We start from the raw sequence: 18391 nt of genomic DNA on the forward strand, positions 1-18391 counted from the left end.
GGGCGTGGGGTGCCTCCTGGTCGCGAGCGGGACGGGCCGGACGCGCGAGACGGGCCGGCCAGGCCGGACGCGCAGAGCGGGCCGGACGGGCCGGACGCGCAGGGCGAGCCGGACGGGCCGGGAACGCGAGACGGGCCGGCACCGTCATCCTCCGCCCCTCGACCCCCGCGACGACCGCGCTGACGGGCGGCAGCGGTGAGGATCGACTCAGCTGTGGGTGGTCCGCCCGGCTGCCGGAGCGACCCCGGCGGGCCTGGTCCGTCCGAGCAGCCACACGCCGATCGGCACGGCGACCGCACCGAGGACCGCGACGCCGAACGACAGGTGCCACTGCATCACGACGAACGCCGGGCCGATCGTGCAGACGGCAGCAGCGGCCACGACGGGCCACCCCGGCCGGTCGGTCCCGTCCGACAACCGGGGGAGCGGACGGTCCCACCGGCGCAGTGCCCTGGCCACACCGATCGCCGCGGCCAGCACGACGACGAGCGCGATCGGCCGCGTCGCCCACCAGGACACCGAACCGGGCTCGGGGAACGGCACCGCGAGCACCAGCGCGACCCCGTTCAGCGCGATGTAGAGCGGCAGGTGCCAGAGGTAGACCGCCATGCCGTCCCGGCCGAGCACGAACACCGCCGCCTGCGTCGGTCGGGTCTGCATCAGCCGGGTAAGGGGTCGGTGCACGAGCTGCACGAGGCAGACCTGCGAGACCGCGAGCAGCGCCAACGGGAGCATCGGCGGGTTGAGGTCCTGCAGCATGTCCGGCGCCCAGAGCCCGACCGACGTCAGGGGGACGAGGAGGGCGTAGCCGGCGAGGGCGACCACCGCGAGCAGCACCTTCGAGCGACGGGCGAACCAGCCGTCGGCCCAGAGGAACCCCAGCTGCTGCGCGAACAGCCACACCGGACCGAGGTTGAGGAGCCCGACCTCGGCGGTCCCCGTCGCGAACCGGAGCGCATCGACTGCCGCTGCGAGGAGCAGCAGGACGCCGAGCGTGCGGAACGGTGCCCGTTCGTGCAGGCGTGCCATCACGGGCACGCAGCACTGCGTGATGCCGTACGCGGCGAGGAACCAGAGCGGTGAGCCGATGCCGACGGCGACCTCGGCGAGGAGCTCTGCCGGGGTGCCGAGTGCGGTCGCGATCCCGAGACCGACCGCGAGCACGGCGAACAGCGGGACCGCCGGGCGGAAGAGCCGCACGAGCCGGGTCGCCACGAAGTCGCGCGCGCCCCCGCCCCGGGCGAGTGTGTTGCGCCAGCCGACCGCGCTCGCGAAGCCACCGACGGCGAAGAACAGCGGCATGACCTGCCCCACCCAGGTCGCGGGGACGTACCAGGCCGCGTCCTGCAGGGGGCTCGTCACGCCGATGCCGTCGGGCGACACCGCCACACCGACCATCGTGACGTGCACGACGACGACGAGGACGACGCACGCCGTCCGGATGAGGTCGACGACCAGGTCCCGCTGCGCGATGATCCCCCGGACGTCCTGAGCGCTGTCGGCCGGCACGGAATGCATCCGCGACGAAGGCCCCTGCTTCGTGGACATGCCGTGACGCTAGCGCCGGACCGCGGGGATCAGCGTCGTCCCAGCGGATCGCGACCGGATCGTGACACATCGCATGCCGGCAGCGGAATGCACCAGCGGACGGAGCCATGGCGCTCCGACACGCGCAGTCCACCACCGCCCTGGGCTCCGACCCGACGACGGTGTACGGTGGAGCTTGTCTTGACCGATGCAAGAGAAAGAGACCGATGGACGCCGACGCCGACCTGCTCCGGGCCGCCGGCCTGCGGGTGACGACGCCGCGGCTGGCGGTCCTGCGTGCCTCCGGGGCGATGCCGCACGCCACCGCGGACGACATCCTCACCGCGGTCTCGGCCGAGCTCCCGACGACGAGTCACCAGGCCGTCTACGGGGTCCTCGGCGCGCTGACCGGGGCTGGACTGGTCCGCCGCATCGAGCCCGCCGGCAGCCCTGCCCGGTACGAACGGCGCACCGGGGACAACCACCACCACATCGTCTGCACGATGTGCGGCGCGGTCGAGGACGTCGACTGCGCGGTCGGCCACGCCCCGTGCCTCACGCCGTCGGAGACCCACGGGTTCGCGGTCACCACCGCCGAGGTCACCTACTGGGGCATCTGCGAGCGTTGCGCAGCAGCGGAACGCGACGACGTCGAGGCCGTCACCGCCTGACCTCGACGGGCCCCTGCGGACCCGACGACCCCGCGCGCCACGACCACCCGACGCGCCCCACGAGCAACCCGAACCACCCTGACCGAACCAACCGTTCCACCTGAGGAGGAACCGTGTCCGACCAGAACACGCCCACCGGCCCCGCCGGCACCCCCACCACGACGACCAACTCCGGCGCCCCCGTCTCGAGCGACCAGCACTCGATGGGTGTCGGCGCCGACGGCCCCCTCGCCCTGCACGACCACTACCTGGTCGAGAAGCTCGCCCAGTTCAACCGCGAGCGCGTCCCGGAGCGGGTCGTCCACGCCAAGGGCGGCGGTGCGTTCGGTACCTTCACCGTCACGCACGACGTGTCCCAGTACACCCGCGCCGCGTTCCTGCAGCCGGGCAAGCAGACCGAGATGCTCGCCCGCTTCTCGAGCGTCGCCGGCGAGCAGGGCTCCCCGGACACCTGGCGCGACCCCCGTGGCTTCGCGCTGAAGTTCTACACCGAGGAGGGCAACTACGACCTCGTCGGCAACAACACCCCGGTCTTCTTCATCCGCGACGGCATCAAGTTCCCGGACTTCATCCGCTCGCAGAAGCGCCTGCCGGGCAGCCACCTCCGGAACCACGACATGCAGTGGGACTTCTGGACCCTCTCCCCGGAGTCGGCGCACCAGGTGACGTGGCTCATGGGCGACCGGGGCCTCCCGTCCAGCTGGCGCCACATGGACGGCTTCAGCTCGCACACCTACCAGTGGATCAACGCCGAGGGTGAGCGCTTCTGGGTGAAGTACCACTTCGAGACGCAGCAGGGCCACAAGACCCTGACGCAGGAGGACGCCGACCGCATCGCCGGCGAGGACGCCGACTTCCACATCCGCGACCTCTACGAGGCCATCGAGCGCCAGGACTTCCCGAAGTGGGTCCTCAAGGTGCAGGTCATGCCCTACGCCGACGCCGAGGGCTACCGCTTCAACCCGTTCGACCTGACGAAGGTGTGGCCGCACGCGGACTACCCGCTCATCGAGGTCGGCACGATGGAGCTCAACCGCAACCCGGAGAACTACTTCGCGCAGATCGAGCAGGCCGCGTTCGCGCCGTCGAACTTCGTGCCCGGCATCGCGGCGAGCCCGGACAAGATGCTCCTCGCGCGCATCTTCAGCTACGCGGACGCGCAGCGCTACCGCGTCGGCACGAACCACGCGCAGCTGCCGGTGAACGCCCCGAAGAACGAGGTCCACTCGTACTCGAAGGACGGCGCCATGCGCTTCGACTTCCAGAAGGCCGAGGTGCCGGTGTACGCGCCGAACACCCAGGGCGGCGCGCACGCCGACCCGACCGCCACGGACGACGTCCCGGGCTGGGAGTCCGACGGCGCGCTGCAGCGCTCCGCTGCGACGCTGCACCCGGAGGACGACGACTTCGGCCAGGCGGGCACGCTCTACCGCGAGGTCCTCGACGACGCTGCTCGTGAGCGCCTGGTCGGCAACATCGCCGGGCACGTCTCGAAGGTGACGCGCGACGACCTGCGCGAGCGCGTGTTCGCCTACTGGACGAGCGTCGACGCCGACCTGGGTGCGCGCGTGCGCGCCGCGGTCGCGCCGAGCGCGCCCGGTTCGAACGAGGACCCGGAGAAGGTCGCGGTCGAGGCGTAGTCGCCACCACCTGACGGACGGGAGGCCCGGTACCAGCTGGTACCGGGCCTCCCGTCCGTCATTCAGTGCTTCCTAGACCTGTTGGCCGTTGCGCCTGGTCTCGCCCGGCTGGTGGCGGGGCCCGGTCCTCTCGTCTAGACCTGTTGGCCGTTGAGCATGATCTCGCCGGTCGGCCAGTCCTCCAGCTGCGCCTCGACCGGCAGGACCATCCAGCCGCCCTGCTCGGTCTCGTTGACGCCGACCCCGTCGGCCGTGAAGGCCGAGAACGTGCCGACGGCCCCGTCGAGCTCGTGCCAGCCCATGTGTGCGTAGAAGGGGATGCGGTCCTCGCCGGCACCGAGGAAGCCGTAGGGCACGCGGAGTCCCTCGAGGACGGCGCGGGTGCGGACGAGGAGCTCCCGGCCGACGCCGGTGCCCTGCAGCTTCGGCGAGACGGCGACGATGCCGGTGTCGCCGACGAGGACGTCCTGCCCGCCGACCGTGACGAACATGCGGCGGATCCCGACGTGTGCGAGGACCGTGCCGTCCGCACCCCAGCCGACCACCCGGCGCTCGGGCTGCATGCCGGCGTAGTCACGGCCGCCCACGTACCAGTGCGACCAGCTCGGGAACGCCTGCCCGAGCATCGCTGCGATCGCCTCGTGGTCGGGGAGCGTCAGGGCGCTCTCCTCGACCACCTCCCACCGGATGTCTTCGCTCACGGTCCCATCCTGCCGGGTCCCCCTGCACGTGCGGCAGGGCAGGCCGAGTCTCGCGCGCAGCGACAGTCCTCGTGCCACCGAGCCCGAGAGGTGTCGCTCAGCCCGAGTCTCGGACAGCGGCCCGCTCAGCCGCGACCGGGCGCCGTGACCTCGATGCGGTTCGCCCAGGGGTCCTCGAACGCCACGGTCCGGCCGTCGTCGGCGGTCTGCACCCCGGTGTCGTGCATCCGCGCCACGAGCGCGCCGAGGTCGTCCGTCCCCGGCACCTCGATCCGCACGAGCCCGAGCCCGAGGGCCTGCTGCCGTCGCCCGGCTCCGCGGGAGTTCCACGTGTTCATCGCCATGTGGTGGTGGTACCCGCCAGCGCTGACGAACAGCGCCTGGTCGCCCATCGCCGCGGTGGTCGCGAAGCCGAGCCGGTCGACGTAGAACGCCTTCGCGGTCGCGACGTCGCCGACGGACAGGTGCACGTGCCCGACACGGCCGGGGCGCGTGCTGGCCGACTCGAGCGCCGAGGAGGTCAGGTGTTCCTGCACGAAGGCGTTCGGGTCGACGTAGATCGTCGCCATGTCGACCATGCCGTGCGTCCACGACCACTCGGTGCGGTCGCGGTCCCAGTACAGCTCGACGCCGTTCCCCTCGGGATCGGTGAAGTAGAACGCGTTGCTCACGAGGTGGTCCGCGCTGCCCGTGAACGTCTGCGGGTACTTCGTCGCGACGGAGTACAGCGCCGCCGCCAGGTCGGCCTGCGTGTCGAACAGGATCGCGGTGTGGAAGAGCCCGGCCTCGTGCGGCGCGGCGTGCCGCATCGCGGGGGCGTGCTCGAGGACGACGATCGGGGTCGTCCCGCGGCCGAGCACCGCGGTGCCGCCCGTGTTCGTCAGCACCGCCAGACCGACGCCGTCGCGGTAGTAGGCGACCATCGTGTCGAGATCGGCGACCCGGAGCGTGACGGCGCCCATCCCTGTGTCGGCTGCGAGCAGGTCCTGCGTGTGCATGCCCCCAGTGTGCGCCGGAATGGTTGACGCGTCAACCAAACGTCACTTCGCGCTGAACCCGCCGTCCGTCTTCAGCAGCTGCCCGTTCACCCACCCGCCGTCCGGCCCGAGCAGGAAGCCGACGAGCGCAGCCGTGTCGGTCGGCATCGACGGCCGTCCGAGCGGGGTCTGGGCGACCGCGGCCTCGCGGATCTCCTCGGTCATCCAGCCCGTGTCGTTCGGGCCCGGGTTGACGAGGTTCGCGCTGACCCGGACGTCGCCGAGCTCGATGGCTGCCCCGACGATCAAGCGGTCGAGGGCGCCCTTGCTCGTGCCGTACGGCAGGTTGTACCCGACGTGGTCGCTGGTGAGCGCCACGATCCGCCGACGGTCCTCCGGCGCGGCGGCACCCTCGCGGAGGCGCCGCGCGTACGCCTGCACGACGAGGAACGGTGCGCGGACGTTCACCGCGAGGTGCCGGTCGAAGGACTCGACTGTCGTGGTCGCGAAGTCCGAGTCGACCGACTCGCAGTGCGACATCACGACGGCGGTCACGGGGGCACCCGCCTCCGCCTCGGCGCGGCCGACGAGCGCGGCCGCCTGTGCCGGGTCGGCCAGGTCGACCGGGAGGCGCGTCACCCGCGCCCCCGCACGTTCGGCCTCTGCGATGACCGCGTCCACCCCGTCCGGGTCGGCTCCGCCGTGCACGCGCTCGTCGTACGGTCCCCACCAGGAGATCGCGAGGTCCCAGCCGTCGGAGGCGAGCCGTGCGGCGATCGCGGCACCGATACCGGCGCGGCGACCGACACCGGTCACCAGGGCGAGCGGTCTGCTGGTGGGTTGTCTGGCGGTCATGGGTCGTGCCTCCCGTCCGGTCGGCGCCTCGGTGCGCCGCCCGACCAGGATGGCATCGCACCCGGTGTCCTGACGGCACGGCACGGCGGCGCAGGGCCAGGATGGGAGGATGCCGCCCTCCCGCCGACCCGACCCGGCGACGTTCCCCGTCGACCGCCTGCGCGACCGCATGTCGTCGTACATCTACGGCAACATCACCGTGCTCGCCGTCGCGATCGCGGTGGGACCGGAGCAGATCGAGCACGGGGCGGCGGTGCTGACGGTGCTCGCGACGGCGGTGCTGACGTACCTGGCGCACGTCCTGTCGCACCTCGTCGCGCACACCATCGGTGACACGGGGGACGACGCCGAGCACCGGGAGACGATCGGGGCGATCCTGCGCGACGCGAACCCGATCGCGACCTCCGGTCTGATCCCCGCGGTGCTCTACGCCGTGGCGTGGGCGGGCTGGTTGCCGACGCAGTGGGCGCAGACGGCGGCGATCGTCATCCTCGTCGTCCGCATCGGGATGGTCGGGGTGTTCCTGCAGCGGTTCAGCGGGCGGCGTCCGACGTTCCTCGGGCTCTGGGGCGGCATCGTCCTGGCCGCCCTGGCCTTCGTGATCGGCCTGGTGAAGGTGGTGTTGACGCATTGAGCGAGCAGACCGACGAGTCCCGCGCCGAACGGCCTGCACGGTCCGGGTGGCGGTTCCTGCGCGACCTGGCGATCATCGTGGTCGTGGCGCTGCTGGCGTCGTTCCTGGTGAAGGCCTACCTGGTGCGGGCGTTCTCGATCCCCTCCGGGTCGATGGAGCGGACGCTGCTCATCGGGGACAACGTGCTGGTGAACGAGCTCGTGCCGGGCGCCGTGCCGCTCCGGCGGGGGGACGTCGTGGTGTTCCGCGACCCGGGCGGGTGGTTGACCAGCGAGCAGGGCGACGACCTCATCAAGCGGGTGATCGGGCTGCCCGGGGACACGGTGTCGTGCTGCGACGCGCAGGGGCGTCTGTCGGTGAACGGGCACGCGGTGGACGAGCCCTACGTGGTGCGGCCAGCCGACGTGACCCGCGTGTCGGCGGAGGACTTCGACGTCACCGTGCCGGCCGGTCACGTCTGGGTGATGGGCGACAACCGGTACGAGTCCGCCGACTCGCGCATCCACGGGACCGTGCCGACGGCGGACGTCGTCGGGCGGGCGTTCGTCGTGACGTGGCCGGTCACGCGGTGGGGTGTGCTCGGGCGGTACGGCGACGAGTGGGACGCGGTGCCCGACCCGCGGTGACGGGGTGGGCCTACCCGCGGTGACCGGGTGAGGGTGCCCGACCGCGGTGACCGGGTGGGTCGCGTCCGGTCAGCAGCCGGTCGTGGTGAGCGTCACCCGCGCCACGTCGTCGTTCGACACAGTCGTCCGGACCGGGCACAGGTTCCCCGCACGCACGGTGACGTCGCCGAGCGGGACGCCGGCGAAGTCCGCGGTGCCCCCGGGGAACACCCGCTGGTGCTCGGACAGCTTGCCGGTCGAGGCGAAGACCTCCACCTCGTACGGGCGCTCGCCCGCGTTCGACGACACGGTCACCGAGATCTGCCCGGTCGAGTCGTGGGCGCCGCAGCCCGTCAGCGAGAGTGCGGCAGCGGCGCCGAGGGCGAGCACGAGCGGGACACGACGGATCACCGTGCCGAGGGTACGCGCGTCCGGCGAGGCCACCCGACACGGTCGCCCTGGGCCCACCGTCCCGCGTCCGCCGTCCTGGTTCCACTCTCCGGGTCCACCGTTCTGGGGAGGGGCGCTGCCGGGTGGGACCAGTACCGTGGACGGCATGCACCAGGGGACCTCACCGACCTCCACCGGATCAGCACCAGACGCCGTGCGCCGCGCTGCCCTCGTCGCCGCGCTCGACGTCGTCGACAGCGGGCCCGAGGAACGCTTCGAGCGCATCACCCGCATCGCCCGCGAGGCGTTCGGCGTCTCGGGCTCCTTCCTCAACCTCGCGGGCACCGACGTCCTCACCATCAAGTCGCAGCAGAGCGACGCCGTGTTCGGCCCGACCATCCCGCTGCAGGACACCTTCTGCGGTCGCACGCTCGACCAGGCCGGACCGGTGGTCGTCCCGGACGCCCGCGCCGACGACCGGTACGCGGACATGCCGATGGTGGTCGAGGACCCGAACGTCCGCTTCTACGCGGGCGTCCCGCTCCGCGTCGGCGACGACGCCGTCAAGGTCGGCACGCTCTGCCTCGTCGACCCGCAGCCCCGCACGCTCGAGGCCGACGACCTGGCGCTGCTCGAGGAACTCGGCGTCTGGGCGGAGCGCGAACTCGCCACCGGCGCCGACGAGGACCGGCTCCGCGGCGTCCTCGCCGGGTTGCAGCCGACGCCGGTGACCGTGCCCGGCTACCGGATCGGCGGCATGTCCGTCCCGCACGGGGTGGTCTCCGGTGACCTGCACGAGTGGCACCTGGTCGGCGACGCCCTGCACCTGACCGTCGCCGACGTGATGGGCAAGGGGATGTCCGCCGGGCTGCTGGCCGCGACGATCCGCGGTGCCCTGCTCGCTCGGCCGGCGGAGGACCCGGAGCGCGTCGTCGCCGCGCTCGACGAGCAGGTGGGGCCGGACCTCGGCCGCGCCGAGTCGTTCTCGACGATGTTCCACGGTCGGCTCGACGCAGCCAGCGGCCGCATGGACTTCGTCGACGCCGGCCACGGGCTCGTGCTGCAGATGCGCGCCGACGGCCGCGAGCGGACGCTCCTGTCGAACGACCTGCCGATCGGCCTGCACCCCGCGGGCTTCGCTCGGTCCTCCGGGTCGCTCGAGCTCGAGCCCGGCGACGTGCTCGTGATCGTCAGCGACGGCGCGCTCGAGCTCTGGGACTCGACCCTGACGTCGCTCTCGCGGCTCGGGGCCCTGTGGCGCGAGGAGCCCGACATCGACGCGTTCCTCGCCCGGGTGCGCGCCCGGGCGCTCGAGCACGACCCCGGTGACGACCTGACGGTCGTGGTGCTCGTCCGCGACTGACGCGCGAGGCTGACGGCCCCGCCACGCGAACGGACGGAACGGGCCGACGGACGGGAGGCGCAGGGCGGCCCCGCCACGCGCCTCCCGACCGTCAGATGGTCGCGTCGCGCCCCGCTGCGGACGTCGCACCCCGACGTGACGGGATGCGACGTCCGTACCGGGGTGCGACCGGTGATCGCACGGCCCGGCCGAGCACACGCCGATCCGCGATCCGTCCGACCGGCGAGGTCTGCCGACGTCGCGGTCAGGCGCCGAGGCGCTCGATGAGCTCCGCGTAGCGCGCCGCCGTGCGGTCGACGATCTCCTGCGGCAACACCGGTGGCGTGCCCTGGCGGTCCCAGTTCGCGCTGAGCCAGTCGCGCACGATCTGCTTGTCGAACGAGTCCGTGCGGTTGCCGGAACGGGCGTCCCAGTAGCGACTCGAGTCGCTGGTCAGGACCTCGTCCGCGATCCGGATCGTGCCGTCCGCATCGCGTCCGAACTCGAACTTGGTGTCGGCGATGACGACGTCGTGCTCCCGGGCGATCACCGCTGCCTCGCCGTAGACGCGCAGCGAGAGCTCGCGGAGGGCCTCGGCGTCCTCGCGCCCGACGAGCTCGACGGTCTGCTCGAAGGAGATGTTCTCGTCGTGCTCGCCCTGCGGCGCCTTGTACGCCGGCGTGTAGATCGGCTCGGGCAGCCGGTCGCCCTCGGAGAGCCCGGCGGGCAGGGGGACGCCGCACACGCTCTGCGTCTCGCGGTACTCCGCCCAACCGCTGCCGACCAGGTACCCCCGGACGACGCACTCGACCGGGAACATGTCGAGCGGGAGCACGTGCATGGACCGGGCGGCCACGGAGTCGGGGACCGCGGTGCCGCCCGTGCCCGGCGCCACCAGGTGGTTCGGGACGTCGGCGATCCGGTCGAACCAGAACCGCGACAGCCGCGTCAGGAGCTCGCCCTTGCCGGGGATCGGGGGCTCGAGCGCGAAGTCGTAGGCGCTGACCCGGTCGGAGGCGACGAGCAGCAGCTCGGACGCGCTCGCGACGTCGTCGACACCGGCCGGCACGTAGAGCTCGCGGACCTTGCCGGACGAGACGTGCCGCCAGCCGGGCAGCTCCGGTGCGGCGGTCACCGGGCGACCTTCGCGGCGATGTCGGTGCGGTACTGCGCGCCCTCGAGCGCGATGTCGCCGACCCCGGCGTAGGCGCGCTCGCGGGCCTGGGCGAAGTCGGCGCCGGTCGCGACGACGCTCAGCACGCGGCCGCCGGTCGCGACCAGGTCGTCGTCGAGCACGGCGGTCGCCGCGTGCGCCACGGACACGCCCTCGCGCGCTGCGGCGGCATCGATGCCGGTGATGACCCGACCGGTGTGCGGGTTCTCCGGGTAGCCCTCGCTCGCGAGCACCACCGTGACCGCGACGTCGTCGCTGAACGTCGGCTGCGGCGCCGACGCGAGCTGGCCGGTCGCCGCTGCCGTGAGCAGGGCGCTGAGCGGCGTGGTCAGCCGGGGGAGCACCACCTGGGTCTCCGGGTCGCCGAAGCGAGCGTTGAACTCGATCACGCGCACGCCCTGCTCGGTCACGATGAGCCCGCAGTAGAGCAGGCCGATGAAGGGCGTGCCCTCGTGCTCGAGCCGACGGACGGTGGGGAGCGCGACGAGCTCGGTGACCTCGGCGACGAAGGCCTGTTCGGACTCCCACCGGTCGGCGAGCCACGGCAGCGGGGAGTAGGCACCCATGCCACCGGTGTTCGGCCCCGTGTCGCCGTCGCCCAGGCGCTTGTGGTCCTGCGCGGGGCTGAGTGCACGGACGTCGTGGCCGTCGCTCAGGAAGAACAGCGAGACCTCTTCGCCGTCGAGGAACTCCTCGACCACGACGCGGCCGTGCTGCAGCCAGTAGGTGGCGTGGTCGATCGCCGCCTGGCGGTCCTCCGTCACCAGGACGCCCTTGCCCGCGGCGAGCCCGTCGGCCTTGACCACGTGCGGAGCGCCGAGCTCGTCGATCGCGGCGACTGCCTCGTCGACGGTGCCGGCGGAGACCGGGCGCCCGGTCGGGACCCCGGCCTCGGACATGATGCGCTTGGCGAACGCCTTCGACCCCTCGAGCTGCGCGGCGGCCCGGCTCGGCCCGAACACCGGGATGCCCCGCGTCCGGAGGGGGTCGGCGACGCCGGCGATGAGCGGTGCCTCGGGCCCGACGACGACGAGCTCGACGCCGTTCTCGATCGCGTACTCGGCGACCAGTTCGCCGTTCGTGGGGTCGAGCGACACGGTCTCGACGTCGGCGGCGATGCCGGCGTTGCCGGGTGCTGCCGTGATGACGTGTCCGGCCTGCTCCGCGAGGAGGGCCGTGATGATCGCGTGCTCGCGGGCACCGGAACCGAGGACGAGGATTCGCACGCGGCAAGCCTACCGAGCGCGACACGCCGCCCGCGATGCGAGGGCTAGCCTGGGGACATGCCGCCGAGGAGGATCGAGGACGCCGAGGGGCGCGCCGCGCTCGCGGCCGTCCGTGCGGGGTCGTCGGTCCGGTCGGACGTCGCGACGGCCGTGCGCTGGACCCTGCAGCGGCTGGCCGACGACGTCCCCGGGAACAGCGTCGAGGTCCGCGTCCCGCCGTTCGCCGCGGTGCAGGCCGTGCCCGGGCCGCGGCACACCCGCGGGACACCACCGAACGTGGTGGAGACCGACGCCGTGACGTGGTTGGCCCTGGCGCAGGGGGAGCTGCGGTGGGACGAGGCCCTCGCAGCGGCACGGGTCAGTGCGTCCGGGTCGCGCGCGGACCTGACGGCGTTCCTGCCGGTCCGGACCGCGGCCTGACACCTGGCGGCCTGACACCTGGCGGCCTGACGGTCGAGCCGGCGCGGTCGTGCAGCCTGGCTCACTGACTTAGGTAGGTCCTACCGATGTGATCGGGAGGAGCCGCCGCGTAGCGTTGAAGCCGCCGGGATTCGGACCCGACCCGAACGGGTCCGAACCCGGCGACAGGGTCAAAGGTACGCGACATACTGCGTTCGTTGTCAACCGGTGCGGCGAGTCGTGCTGCAAACCGCAACGATCGTGGTCCCTTCGGGGACCTTTCCTGATCGGACGTCAGGTTCTGCGGCGGGGAGTCGGCCCGTTCAGCGGGCACCGAGCAGTTCGACGAGCTCCGACCGGGCGTGCACGTCCCACTTCGCGAAGATCCGCGACATGTGCGCGTCGACCGTCCGGACGCTCAGGCTCAGCATCTCCGCGATCCGTCGGTTGCTCAGGCCCTGCGCGGCCAGCTCGGCGACCTCGTACTCCCGGTTCGTCAGCGGCGGACGGACCCGGCCGGCGGACACCGCCATGCCGTGCGACGCGAGCACCCCCTGCGCCGCCACGATCCGCGTCCGGTCGTCGGCGAGCACGGCGTCCGCGTACTCGACGACCGCCGCGGCGAGGGGCCCGTCGACCCGGACAGCGGCCTCACGCATGCGGACGAGCGACGCGGTGGCGTCCCGTCCGGTCGTCATGTCGTGCGTGTAGTACTGCGTCGTCGCGTACATGACGTGCAGCCAGGACCCGTCACGGGTGCTGCGCTCGATGATCTCGTCGGCGTGCCGCAGCCCCGCCGGGTTCCCGAGCACGGTCTCGGTCCAGGCGATCGACACCGCGACCTGCTCGCCGGTGATCCGCATGGCACGGCCCGGTGTCGTGCGGGCGCGCTCGAGGGCCTCGGCAGCGCGTTCCGCGTCGCCGGCGTAGGCGTACGCCATGGCCAGGCGGGCCCAGGGGTACGCCGCGAACCCGCCGTGGTCGGCCACGTCGTAGCGCTCGCACGCGGCGGAGAACGCGGCGATCGCGTCGTCCCACCGGCGCTGCCCGATCGCGTGGTTGCCGAGCCCGATGAGCTCGAGCGTGAAGTCGTACTTCAGGAACGGGCTCCCGCGCCGGACCGGGATCTCGGTGACCAGGTCGGCCATGTCCCCGCGCCACACCTGCACCTGGTGGAGCACCGAGACGTTCTCGCCGACACCCCAGGGAGCGGCCTCGACGTGCTCGACGGCCGTGGCGATCGCGCGACGGGCGAAGGCAGCGGCCTCCTCGAGTCGGCCCTCGGTCGCGAGGGCCATCGTCACGCAGGGCGCGATGCAGAGGAACGACACCGGGACCGTCGGCTGCTGCAGGATGCGGGACCGCTCGATCTCCTCGCGGACCCCGGCGAACCGACCGCCCCACCCCAGGTGGGCGAGCCGGAGCAGCCGCACGTGCTCGGCCGTCTCCGGTCCGACCAGCGGCATCAGCGCCTCGGTCAGCGCCACCGCGGCGTCGACGTCGTCGTCGTGGAACTGGCGGATGTTCGCCAGCGTCTCGCACGCCTCGACCACGACGGCGTCGTCGATCTCGCCGGCGCGCTTCCGGGCGAGGTCCCACGCGGCCTCGGCGTCGACCCGACCGGCCTCGCGACCGGTGCTGTACGAGTGCGCGATCGACCGCAGGCAGTGTGCGGTGACCCGCTCGGTGGCCGTGAGCGCGGTGCGGAGTGCAGCGGAGGCCAGGGCGACGGCGCTCTCGTGCTCCTGCAGCCGGACGGCGACCTGCGTGGCGTCGAGCAGCTGGCCGACCGGGGGGAGCACACCGCACTCGAGCGACCAGAGCGCGGCGCGGAGCCGAGCGGCGGGCGGCGCACCCTCGGGCCGGGTGGTCCGGAAGGCGTTGGCCCGGGCGAACAGCGCCGTGCGCCGAGCGACCGGGACGAGCCCACGGACGACCTCGCCCACGAGCGGGTGCGACGGCCGGACGATGCTCGTGCCGTCCTCGGCGGAGTCGACGGCGACCAGCCCGAGCGCGACGACCCGGTCGACGTCACCGCCGGACACCAGGCCGAGCAGGCGGGCGAGCGGGATCGGGTCGGCGAGCGCGACGATGTCGACGACGTCGCGGAGGTCCTCGGGCAGCGCGCCGAGCTCCGTGCGGTACATGTCGGCCAGGCTGTTCGACGCGGTCACCCGACCGCGCCAGTACCAGCCCGTCGCGGTCTGGTCGAGCGCCCCGGACGTCAGTGCGGCGCGGACCACCTCGCGCAGGTACAGCGGGTTGCCGGCCGTCGCCCGGTGCACGCGCTCGGTCGAGGCGGTCTCGAGCTGCGCGCCGAGTGCCTGCGCGACGACCTCGCCCGTCTCGTGCAGGTCGAGCGGTGCGAGGTCGATGCGCTCGAGCAGGTCGTCCTGCCACAGCGCGCGGAGCGGGTCCGACAGCGCGGTGAAGTCGCGGCAGGTCAGCACGAGGCGCGCACCTTGGTCACGGACGAGCCAGGCGACGTAGCGCGCCGAGATTGCGTCGAGGTGGTCGGCGTCGTCGACGCGCAGCACGACGTCGCGGTCGGCCAGGTCGTGCGTGTCGCGCAACCGCTGCGCGGCCGAGGCGTCGTCGACCAGGTCCGCGAGGGCGGCCGGCAGCTCGCCGAACCGGTCCGCGACGGCACCGAACGGCATCGACCGGCCGGCGGCGACCGCGGTGATCGGCACCACGACGGTGCGACCGGTGGTGTCGCGGCGGGCGACCCGGTCGGTCACGCGGGCGGCCGTGGAGGTCTTGCCGAGGCCGGGTGCGCCGACGATCGCGACGCTCCAGCGGTGCTCGGCGACGACGGAGACCGCGCGGTCCTCCTCGCGGCGCTGCACGATCGGCCACGGCACACGTCCGGGCGTGCGGGTCCGGCGACGCCCGCGGATGGACTGCTCGTGCACCCCGTCACCTCCCGCTCCTGGTCGTCCGCCTGCTCCCCCCGGCTCGCGGATCCCGTTCCCGGGCTCCGACATCGTCCTCGACCGGGCGGTCGGAGTCCGACGGGATGCGTTCCGTGGATACCGACCGGTAGGGACATCATGCCCTGGATCGGCCGACGAGCAACAGGCCGCGGCACCTCCCACAGTGGGGGACAATGGTCTGGTGAGCGACACCGACCGACCCGAAGACCGCCCGGCAGCGCCGGCCGCGACGCCGGCTCCGAGCGCCGTCAGCTCGCCGGACGAGGTCACCATCCGACGCGCACCGAAGTTCGGCGTGTTCATCGTCGGCGGCGCGGTGCTCGGCTTCCTCGCGACGCTGCTCGTCGTGACGCTCACCATGGACATCGACCGCGGCGACCAGCAGGACGCCGACTTCGGCACGCTGGTCGGCTACTTCTCGCTCTGGGGCGTCACGATCGGCGCCTTCGTGGGTGCCGTCGTGGCGATCGTGCTCGACCGGGTGTTCGCCCGCCGCGCCGCCCGCCTGACGGCGGAGCGCGTCGAGGTCGAGCCGGCGGAGGAGACCGTCGACGGCGAGGTCGAGGAGCACGGCGACGCGAGCGGACCCGTGGAGCGCACCGACTGCTGACGGTCGCCACCACACGACGGACGGGAGGCCCGGTACCAGCTGGTACCGGGCCTCCCGTTCGATGCGTGGCGCGTCGGGACGCGACTCAGCTGAGCTGGTTCGCCTCCACCCACGACAGGTACTCCGGGCTCACCGTGCCGGTGACGTACTCGCCGGTGAAGCAGCTCATCTCGAGGTCGGTGACGTCCGAGCCCTCGATGATCGCGTCACGCATGTCCGCGACCTCCTGGTAGATGAGGTGGTCGCTGCCGAGCACGCGGTTGATCTCCGGGATCTTCCGGTCGTGCGCGATGAGCTCCGCGCGCGTCGGCATGTTGATGCCGTACACGTGCGGGTAGCGGACCGGGGGAGCGGCGCTCGTGAACGTGACCTCGTTCGCACCGGCGGCACGGGCCATCTCGACGATCTCGCGGCTCGTGGTGCCGCGGACGATCGAGTCGTCGACGATCAGGATGTTCTTGCCCTTGAACTCGGACGACATCGCGTTGAGCTTCTGGCGCACCGAACGCTTGCGCTCGGCCTGCCCGGGCATGATGAACGTGCGGCCGACGTAGCGGTTCTTGAAGAAGCCCTCGCGGTAGTCGATGCCGAGCTTCTGCGCGACCTGCATGGCGGCGGGGCGCGACGAGTCCGGGATCGGCATCACCACGTCGATGTCCCCGGTCGGGGCGTACTGCGCGATCGTGTCCGCCAGGCGGTTGCCGAGGCGGAGGCGGGCGTCGTACACCGAGATGCCGTTCATCACGGAGTCGGGACGTGCGAGGTAGACGTACTCGAACGAGCACGGCACCAGACGCGGGTCCTTCGCGCACTGCCGGGCGTGCATCTGGCCGTTCATCTCGATGAAGACAGCCTCGCCCGGGGCGATGTCCCGGACGATCTCGTAGCCGCCCGACTCGAGCACGAGCGACTCGCTCGCGACGACCCACTCCGGCTGCCCGGCCTCGTCGAACTTGTGCCCGAGGATCAGCGGTCGGATGCCGTACGGGTCGCGGAACGCCAGCAGGCCGTGCCCCGCGATCGTCGCGATCGTCGCGTAGGAGCCCTCGACGCGCTCGTGCACACGCTCGACGGCGTCGAACACCTGACCGGCGTCGAGCTCGCTGCCACGGACCTGGCCCTGCAGCTCGTGCGCCAGGACGTTCACCAGCAGCTCGGTGTCGCTCGTGGTGTTCAGGTGACGGCGGTCGATGTCGAACAGCTCGCGGGTGAGCTCGCGGGTGTTCGTGAGGTTGCCGTTGTGGACGAGCACGATGCCGTAGGGCGCGTTCACGTAGAACGGCTGGGCTTCTTCCTCGTTGCTCGCGGCACCCTTCGTGGCGTACCGGACGTGCCCGAGGCCCATGGTGCCGAGCAGGGCACGCATGTCACGGGTGCGGAATGCTTCGCGGACGTGCCCACGGGTCTTGTGCATGTGGTGGACGCGACCCTCGACCGTGGCGATGCCCGTCGAGTCCTGGCCCCGGTGCTGCAGGAGCAACAGGGCGTCGTAGATGGATTGGTTGACGGGCCCCTGCGCAACGAGGCCGACGATGCCGCACATTCGCGGAGTGCTCCAGACCGTAGGATCGGGTGGTACCGAACAAGTCTGCCATGCTCCGCGGAGGACCACGCATGCCGAACCCGTACGCTGCCGCCGGCGTCGACACCGCCGCCGGTGACCTGGCCGTCGAGCTCATGAAGTCCGCCGTCTCGGCGACGCACAACGCCTCCGTGCTCGGTGGCGTCGGTGGCTTCGCAGGGCTCTACGACGTCTCGTTCCTGAAGGACTACGCGCGACCGTTGCTCGCCACCTCGACCGACGGCGTCGGCACGAAGGTCGCCATCGCGCAGGCGATCGACAAGCACGACACCATCGGCCAGGACCTGGTCGGGATGGTCGTCGACGACATCGTCGTGGTCGGTGCGAAGCCGCTCTTCATGACGGACTACATCGCCTGCGGCCGCGTCGTGCCGAACCGCATCGCCGACATCGTCGCCGGCATCGCCCGCGGCTGCTCGGCGACCGGGACCGCGCTCGTCGGCGGCGAGACCGCCGAGCACCCGGGGCTGCTCGGGCCGGACGACTACGACGTGGCCGGTGCCGCGACCGGTGTCGTCGAGGCCGGCCGGCAGCTCGGTGCGCACCTGGTGCAGGACGGTGACGTCGTCGTCGCGATCGAGTCGTCCGGGCTGCACTCGAACGGGTACTCGCTCGTGCGGCACATCTTGTCCGGCAAGGGCATCGGCTACACCGACCAGCTGCCGGAGTTCGGCGCGGGCGTCTCCGTGGGCGAGGCCCTGCTCGAGCCCACCCGCCTGTACACCGCGCCGCTGCTCGACCTGCTCGACGCCCGACCCGGTGTCGTCCACTCGCTCTCCCACGTGACGGGCGGTGGCATCGCCGCGAACCTGGCGCGCGTGCTGCCCGTCGGCACCTGGGTCGAGGTCGACCGTTCGACGTGGACGCCCCCGACGGTGTTCCGGGTGCTCGCGGACATGGCGGGGACGCCGGTCGAGGACACCGAGGGCACGTGGAACCTCGGAATCGGGATGTTCGCCGTCGTGGACGCGGCCTCGGCGTCGGCGGTGCTCGAGGACCTGCGTGCCGCCGGGCTGCCCGCGTGGACGGTCGGCACCGTGTCGACCTCGGCGCGCGAGTTGGACGGGTTCGAGCAGGGTGCCAAGGGCGTCGACGGCGGCGCGGTCCGGCTCGTCGGTTCCT

The 18391-nt window shown here is 72.4% G+C and carries 17 protein-coding genes; 8 read left to right on the forward strand and 9 right to left on the reverse strand.

Annotated features, from left to right (window positions below; translation table 11 throughout):
- Window positions 1-207: 207 nt before the first annotated feature.
- Window positions 208-1548, reverse strand: a complete 1341-nt coding sequence (locus D8M35_RS01330) for an acyltransferase (protein WP_126890179.1) — start codon at window positions 1546-1548, stop codon at window positions 208-210.
- A 206-nt stretch (window positions 1549-1754) separates the two neighbouring features.
- Here D8M35_RS01330 and D8M35_RS01335 point away from each other — a divergent pair, with 206 nt between their 5' ends.
- Both D8M35_RS01335 and D8M35_RS01340 read left to right on the forward strand, forming a co-directional pair.
- The gene (locus D8M35_RS01335) at window positions 1755-2198 is read left to right on the forward strand and encodes a Fur family transcriptional regulator (RefSeq protein ID WP_126890180.1); all 444 of its coding nucleotides are present in this window, start codon (window positions 1755-1757) and stop codon (window positions 2196-2198) included.
- 113 nt (window positions 2199-2311) lie between these two features.
- Window positions 2312-3838 (forward strand): catalase, encoded by a 1527-nt coding sequence (locus tag D8M35_RS01340; RefSeq protein WP_126890181.1) that lies wholly within the window; start codon window positions 2312-2314, stop codon window positions 3836-3838.
- Window positions 3839-3972: 134 nt separating this feature from the next.
- On the opposite strand, the gene D8M35_RS16490 is transcribed toward D8M35_RS01340, so the two are convergent.
- From D8M35_RS16490 to D8M35_RS01355, 3 genes are all read right to left on the reverse strand, one after another.
- Complete coding sequence (locus tag D8M35_RS16490; RefSeq protein ID WP_161972554.1) at window positions 3973-4539, reverse strand: GNAT family N-acetyltransferase; 567 nt, start codon at window positions 4537-4539, stop codon at window positions 3973-3975.
- A gap of 125 nt (window positions 4540-4664) precedes the next feature.
- A complete protein-coding gene (locus D8M35_RS01350) occupies window positions 4665-5537 on the reverse strand; it encodes a VOC family protein (protein ID WP_126890198.1) in 873 nt (290 codons plus the stop codon).
- Window positions 5538-5579: 42 nt separating this feature from the next.
- Window positions 5580-6371: an SDR family oxidoreductase gene (locus D8M35_RS01355; RefSeq protein ID WP_126890183.1), complete on the reverse strand. Its 792-nt coding sequence runs from the start codon at window positions 6369-6371 to the stop codon at window positions 5580-5582.
- A gap of 109 nt (window positions 6372-6480) precedes the next feature.
- Here D8M35_RS01355 and D8M35_RS01360 point away from each other — a divergent pair, with 109 nt between their 5' ends.
- Window positions 6481-7005 (forward strand): hypothetical protein, encoded by a 525-nt coding sequence (locus D8M35_RS01360; protein ID WP_126890184.1) that lies wholly within the window; start codon window positions 6481-6483, stop codon window positions 7003-7005.
- Entirely contained in the window at window positions 7002-7631 is a 630-nt protein-coding gene (gene lepB, locus D8M35_RS01365; RefSeq protein ID WP_209679981.1) for a signal peptidase I, read from the forward strand. Before D8M35_RS01360 ends, lepB begins: the two co-directional genes overlap by 4 nt.
- A 69-nt stretch (window positions 7632-7700) precedes the next feature.
- Here the strand turns inward: lepB and D8M35_RS01370 are convergent, their stop codons facing one another.
- Complete coding sequence (locus D8M35_RS01370; RefSeq protein WP_126890185.1) at window positions 7701-8021, reverse strand: hypothetical protein; 321 nt, start codon at window positions 8019-8021, stop codon at window positions 7701-7703.
- 145 nt (window positions 8022-8166) lie between these two features.
- Here D8M35_RS01370 and D8M35_RS01375 point away from each other — a divergent pair, with 145 nt between their 5' ends.
- The gene (locus D8M35_RS01375; protein WP_126890186.1) at window positions 8167-9363 is read left to right on the forward strand and encodes a PP2C family protein-serine/threonine phosphatase; all 1197 of its coding nucleotides are present in this window, start codon (window positions 8167-8169) and stop codon (window positions 9361-9363) included.
- Window positions 9364-9607: 244 nt separating this feature from the next.
- On the opposite strand, the gene D8M35_RS01380 is transcribed toward D8M35_RS01375, so the two are convergent.
- Both D8M35_RS01380 and purD read right to left on the reverse strand, forming a co-directional pair.
- Window positions 9608-10477: a phosphoribosylaminoimidazolesuccinocarboxamide synthase gene (locus D8M35_RS01380; RefSeq protein WP_126890187.1), complete on the reverse strand. Its 870-nt coding sequence runs from the start codon at window positions 10475-10477 to the stop codon at window positions 9608-9610.
- Window positions 10474-11742 (reverse strand): phosphoribosylamine--glycine ligase, encoded by a 1269-nt coding sequence (gene purD / locus D8M35_RS01385; RefSeq protein WP_126890188.1) that lies wholly within the window; start codon window positions 11740-11742, stop codon window positions 10474-10476. The genes D8M35_RS01380 and purD overlap by 4 nt, the downstream gene beginning before the upstream one ends.
- A 57-nt stretch (window positions 11743-11799) precedes the next feature.
- Between purD and D8M35_RS01390 the strand changes: the two genes are divergently transcribed.
- Entirely contained in the window at window positions 11800-12162 is a 363-nt protein-coding gene (locus D8M35_RS01390) for a sterol carrier family protein (protein WP_126890189.1), read from the forward strand.
- A gap of 302 nt (window positions 12163-12464) precedes the next feature.
- Here the strand turns inward: D8M35_RS01390 and D8M35_RS01395 are convergent, their stop codons facing one another.
- Window positions 12465-15056 (reverse strand): LuxR C-terminal-related transcriptional regulator, encoded by a 2592-nt coding sequence (locus tag D8M35_RS01395; RefSeq protein ID WP_126890190.1) that lies wholly within the window; start codon window positions 15054-15056, stop codon window positions 12465-12467.
- A 202-nt stretch (window positions 15057-15258) separates the two neighbouring features.
- Here D8M35_RS01395 and D8M35_RS01400 point away from each other — a divergent pair, with 202 nt between their 5' ends.
- Complete coding sequence (locus tag D8M35_RS01400) at window positions 15259-15687, forward strand: hypothetical protein (RefSeq protein WP_126890191.1); 429 nt, start codon at window positions 15259-15261, stop codon at window positions 15685-15687.
- Between the two features lie 85 nt (window positions 15688-15772).
- Here D8M35_RS01400 and purF read toward each other — a convergent pair whose 3' ends face one another.
- Entirely contained in the window at window positions 15773-17230 is a 1458-nt protein-coding gene (gene purF / locus D8M35_RS01405; RefSeq protein ID WP_126890192.1) for an amidophosphoribosyltransferase, read from the reverse strand.
- Window positions 17231-17301: 71 nt separating this feature from the next.
- Here purF and purM point away from each other — a divergent pair.
- Window positions 17302-18391, forward strand: a 1090-nt coding sequence (gene purM / locus D8M35_RS01410; RefSeq protein WP_126890193.1) for a phosphoribosylformylglycinamidine cyclo-ligase, incomplete at its 3' end; no start/stop codon positions are given.

Source organism: Curtobacterium sp. HSID17257 (assembly GCF_003989515.1).
Classification (GTDB): domain Bacteria; phylum Actinomycetota; class Actinomycetes; order Actinomycetales; family Microbacteriaceae; genus Curtobacterium.

Bases quoted from the DNA above. Each gene is read 5' to 3' on its own strand.
- D8M35_RS01390 (WP_126890189.1), top strand. From the start codon at position 11,800: ATGCCGCCGAGGAGGATCGAGGACGCCGAGGGGCGCGCCGCGCTCGCG.
- D8M35_RS01350 (WP_126890198.1), bottom strand. From the start codon at position 5,537: ATGCACACGCAGGACCTGCTCGCAGCCGACACAGGGATGGGCGCCGTC.
- D8M35_RS01375 (WP_126890186.1), top strand. From the start codon at position 8,167: ATGCACCAGGGGACCTCACCGACCTCCACCGGATCAGCACCAGACGCC.
- D8M35_RS01360 (WP_126890184.1), top strand. From the start codon at position 6,481: ATGCCGCCCTCCCGCCGACCCGACCCGGCGACGTTCCCCGTCGACCGC.
- D8M35_RS01335 (WP_126890180.1), top strand. From the start codon at position 1,755: ATGGACGCCGACGCCGACCTGCTCCGGGCCGCCGGCCTGCGGGTGACG.
- purF (WP_126890192.1), bottom strand. From the start codon at position 17,230: ATGTGCGGCATCGTCGGCCTCGTTGCGCAGGGGCCCGTCAACCAATCC.
- D8M35_RS01355 (WP_126890183.1), bottom strand. From the start codon at position 6,371: ATGACCGCCAGACAACCCACCAGCAGACCGCTCGCCCTGGTGACCGGT.
- D8M35_RS01330 (WP_126890179.1), bottom strand. From the start codon at position 1,548: ATGTCCACGAAGCAGGGGCCTTCGTCGCGGATGCATTCCGTGCCGGCC.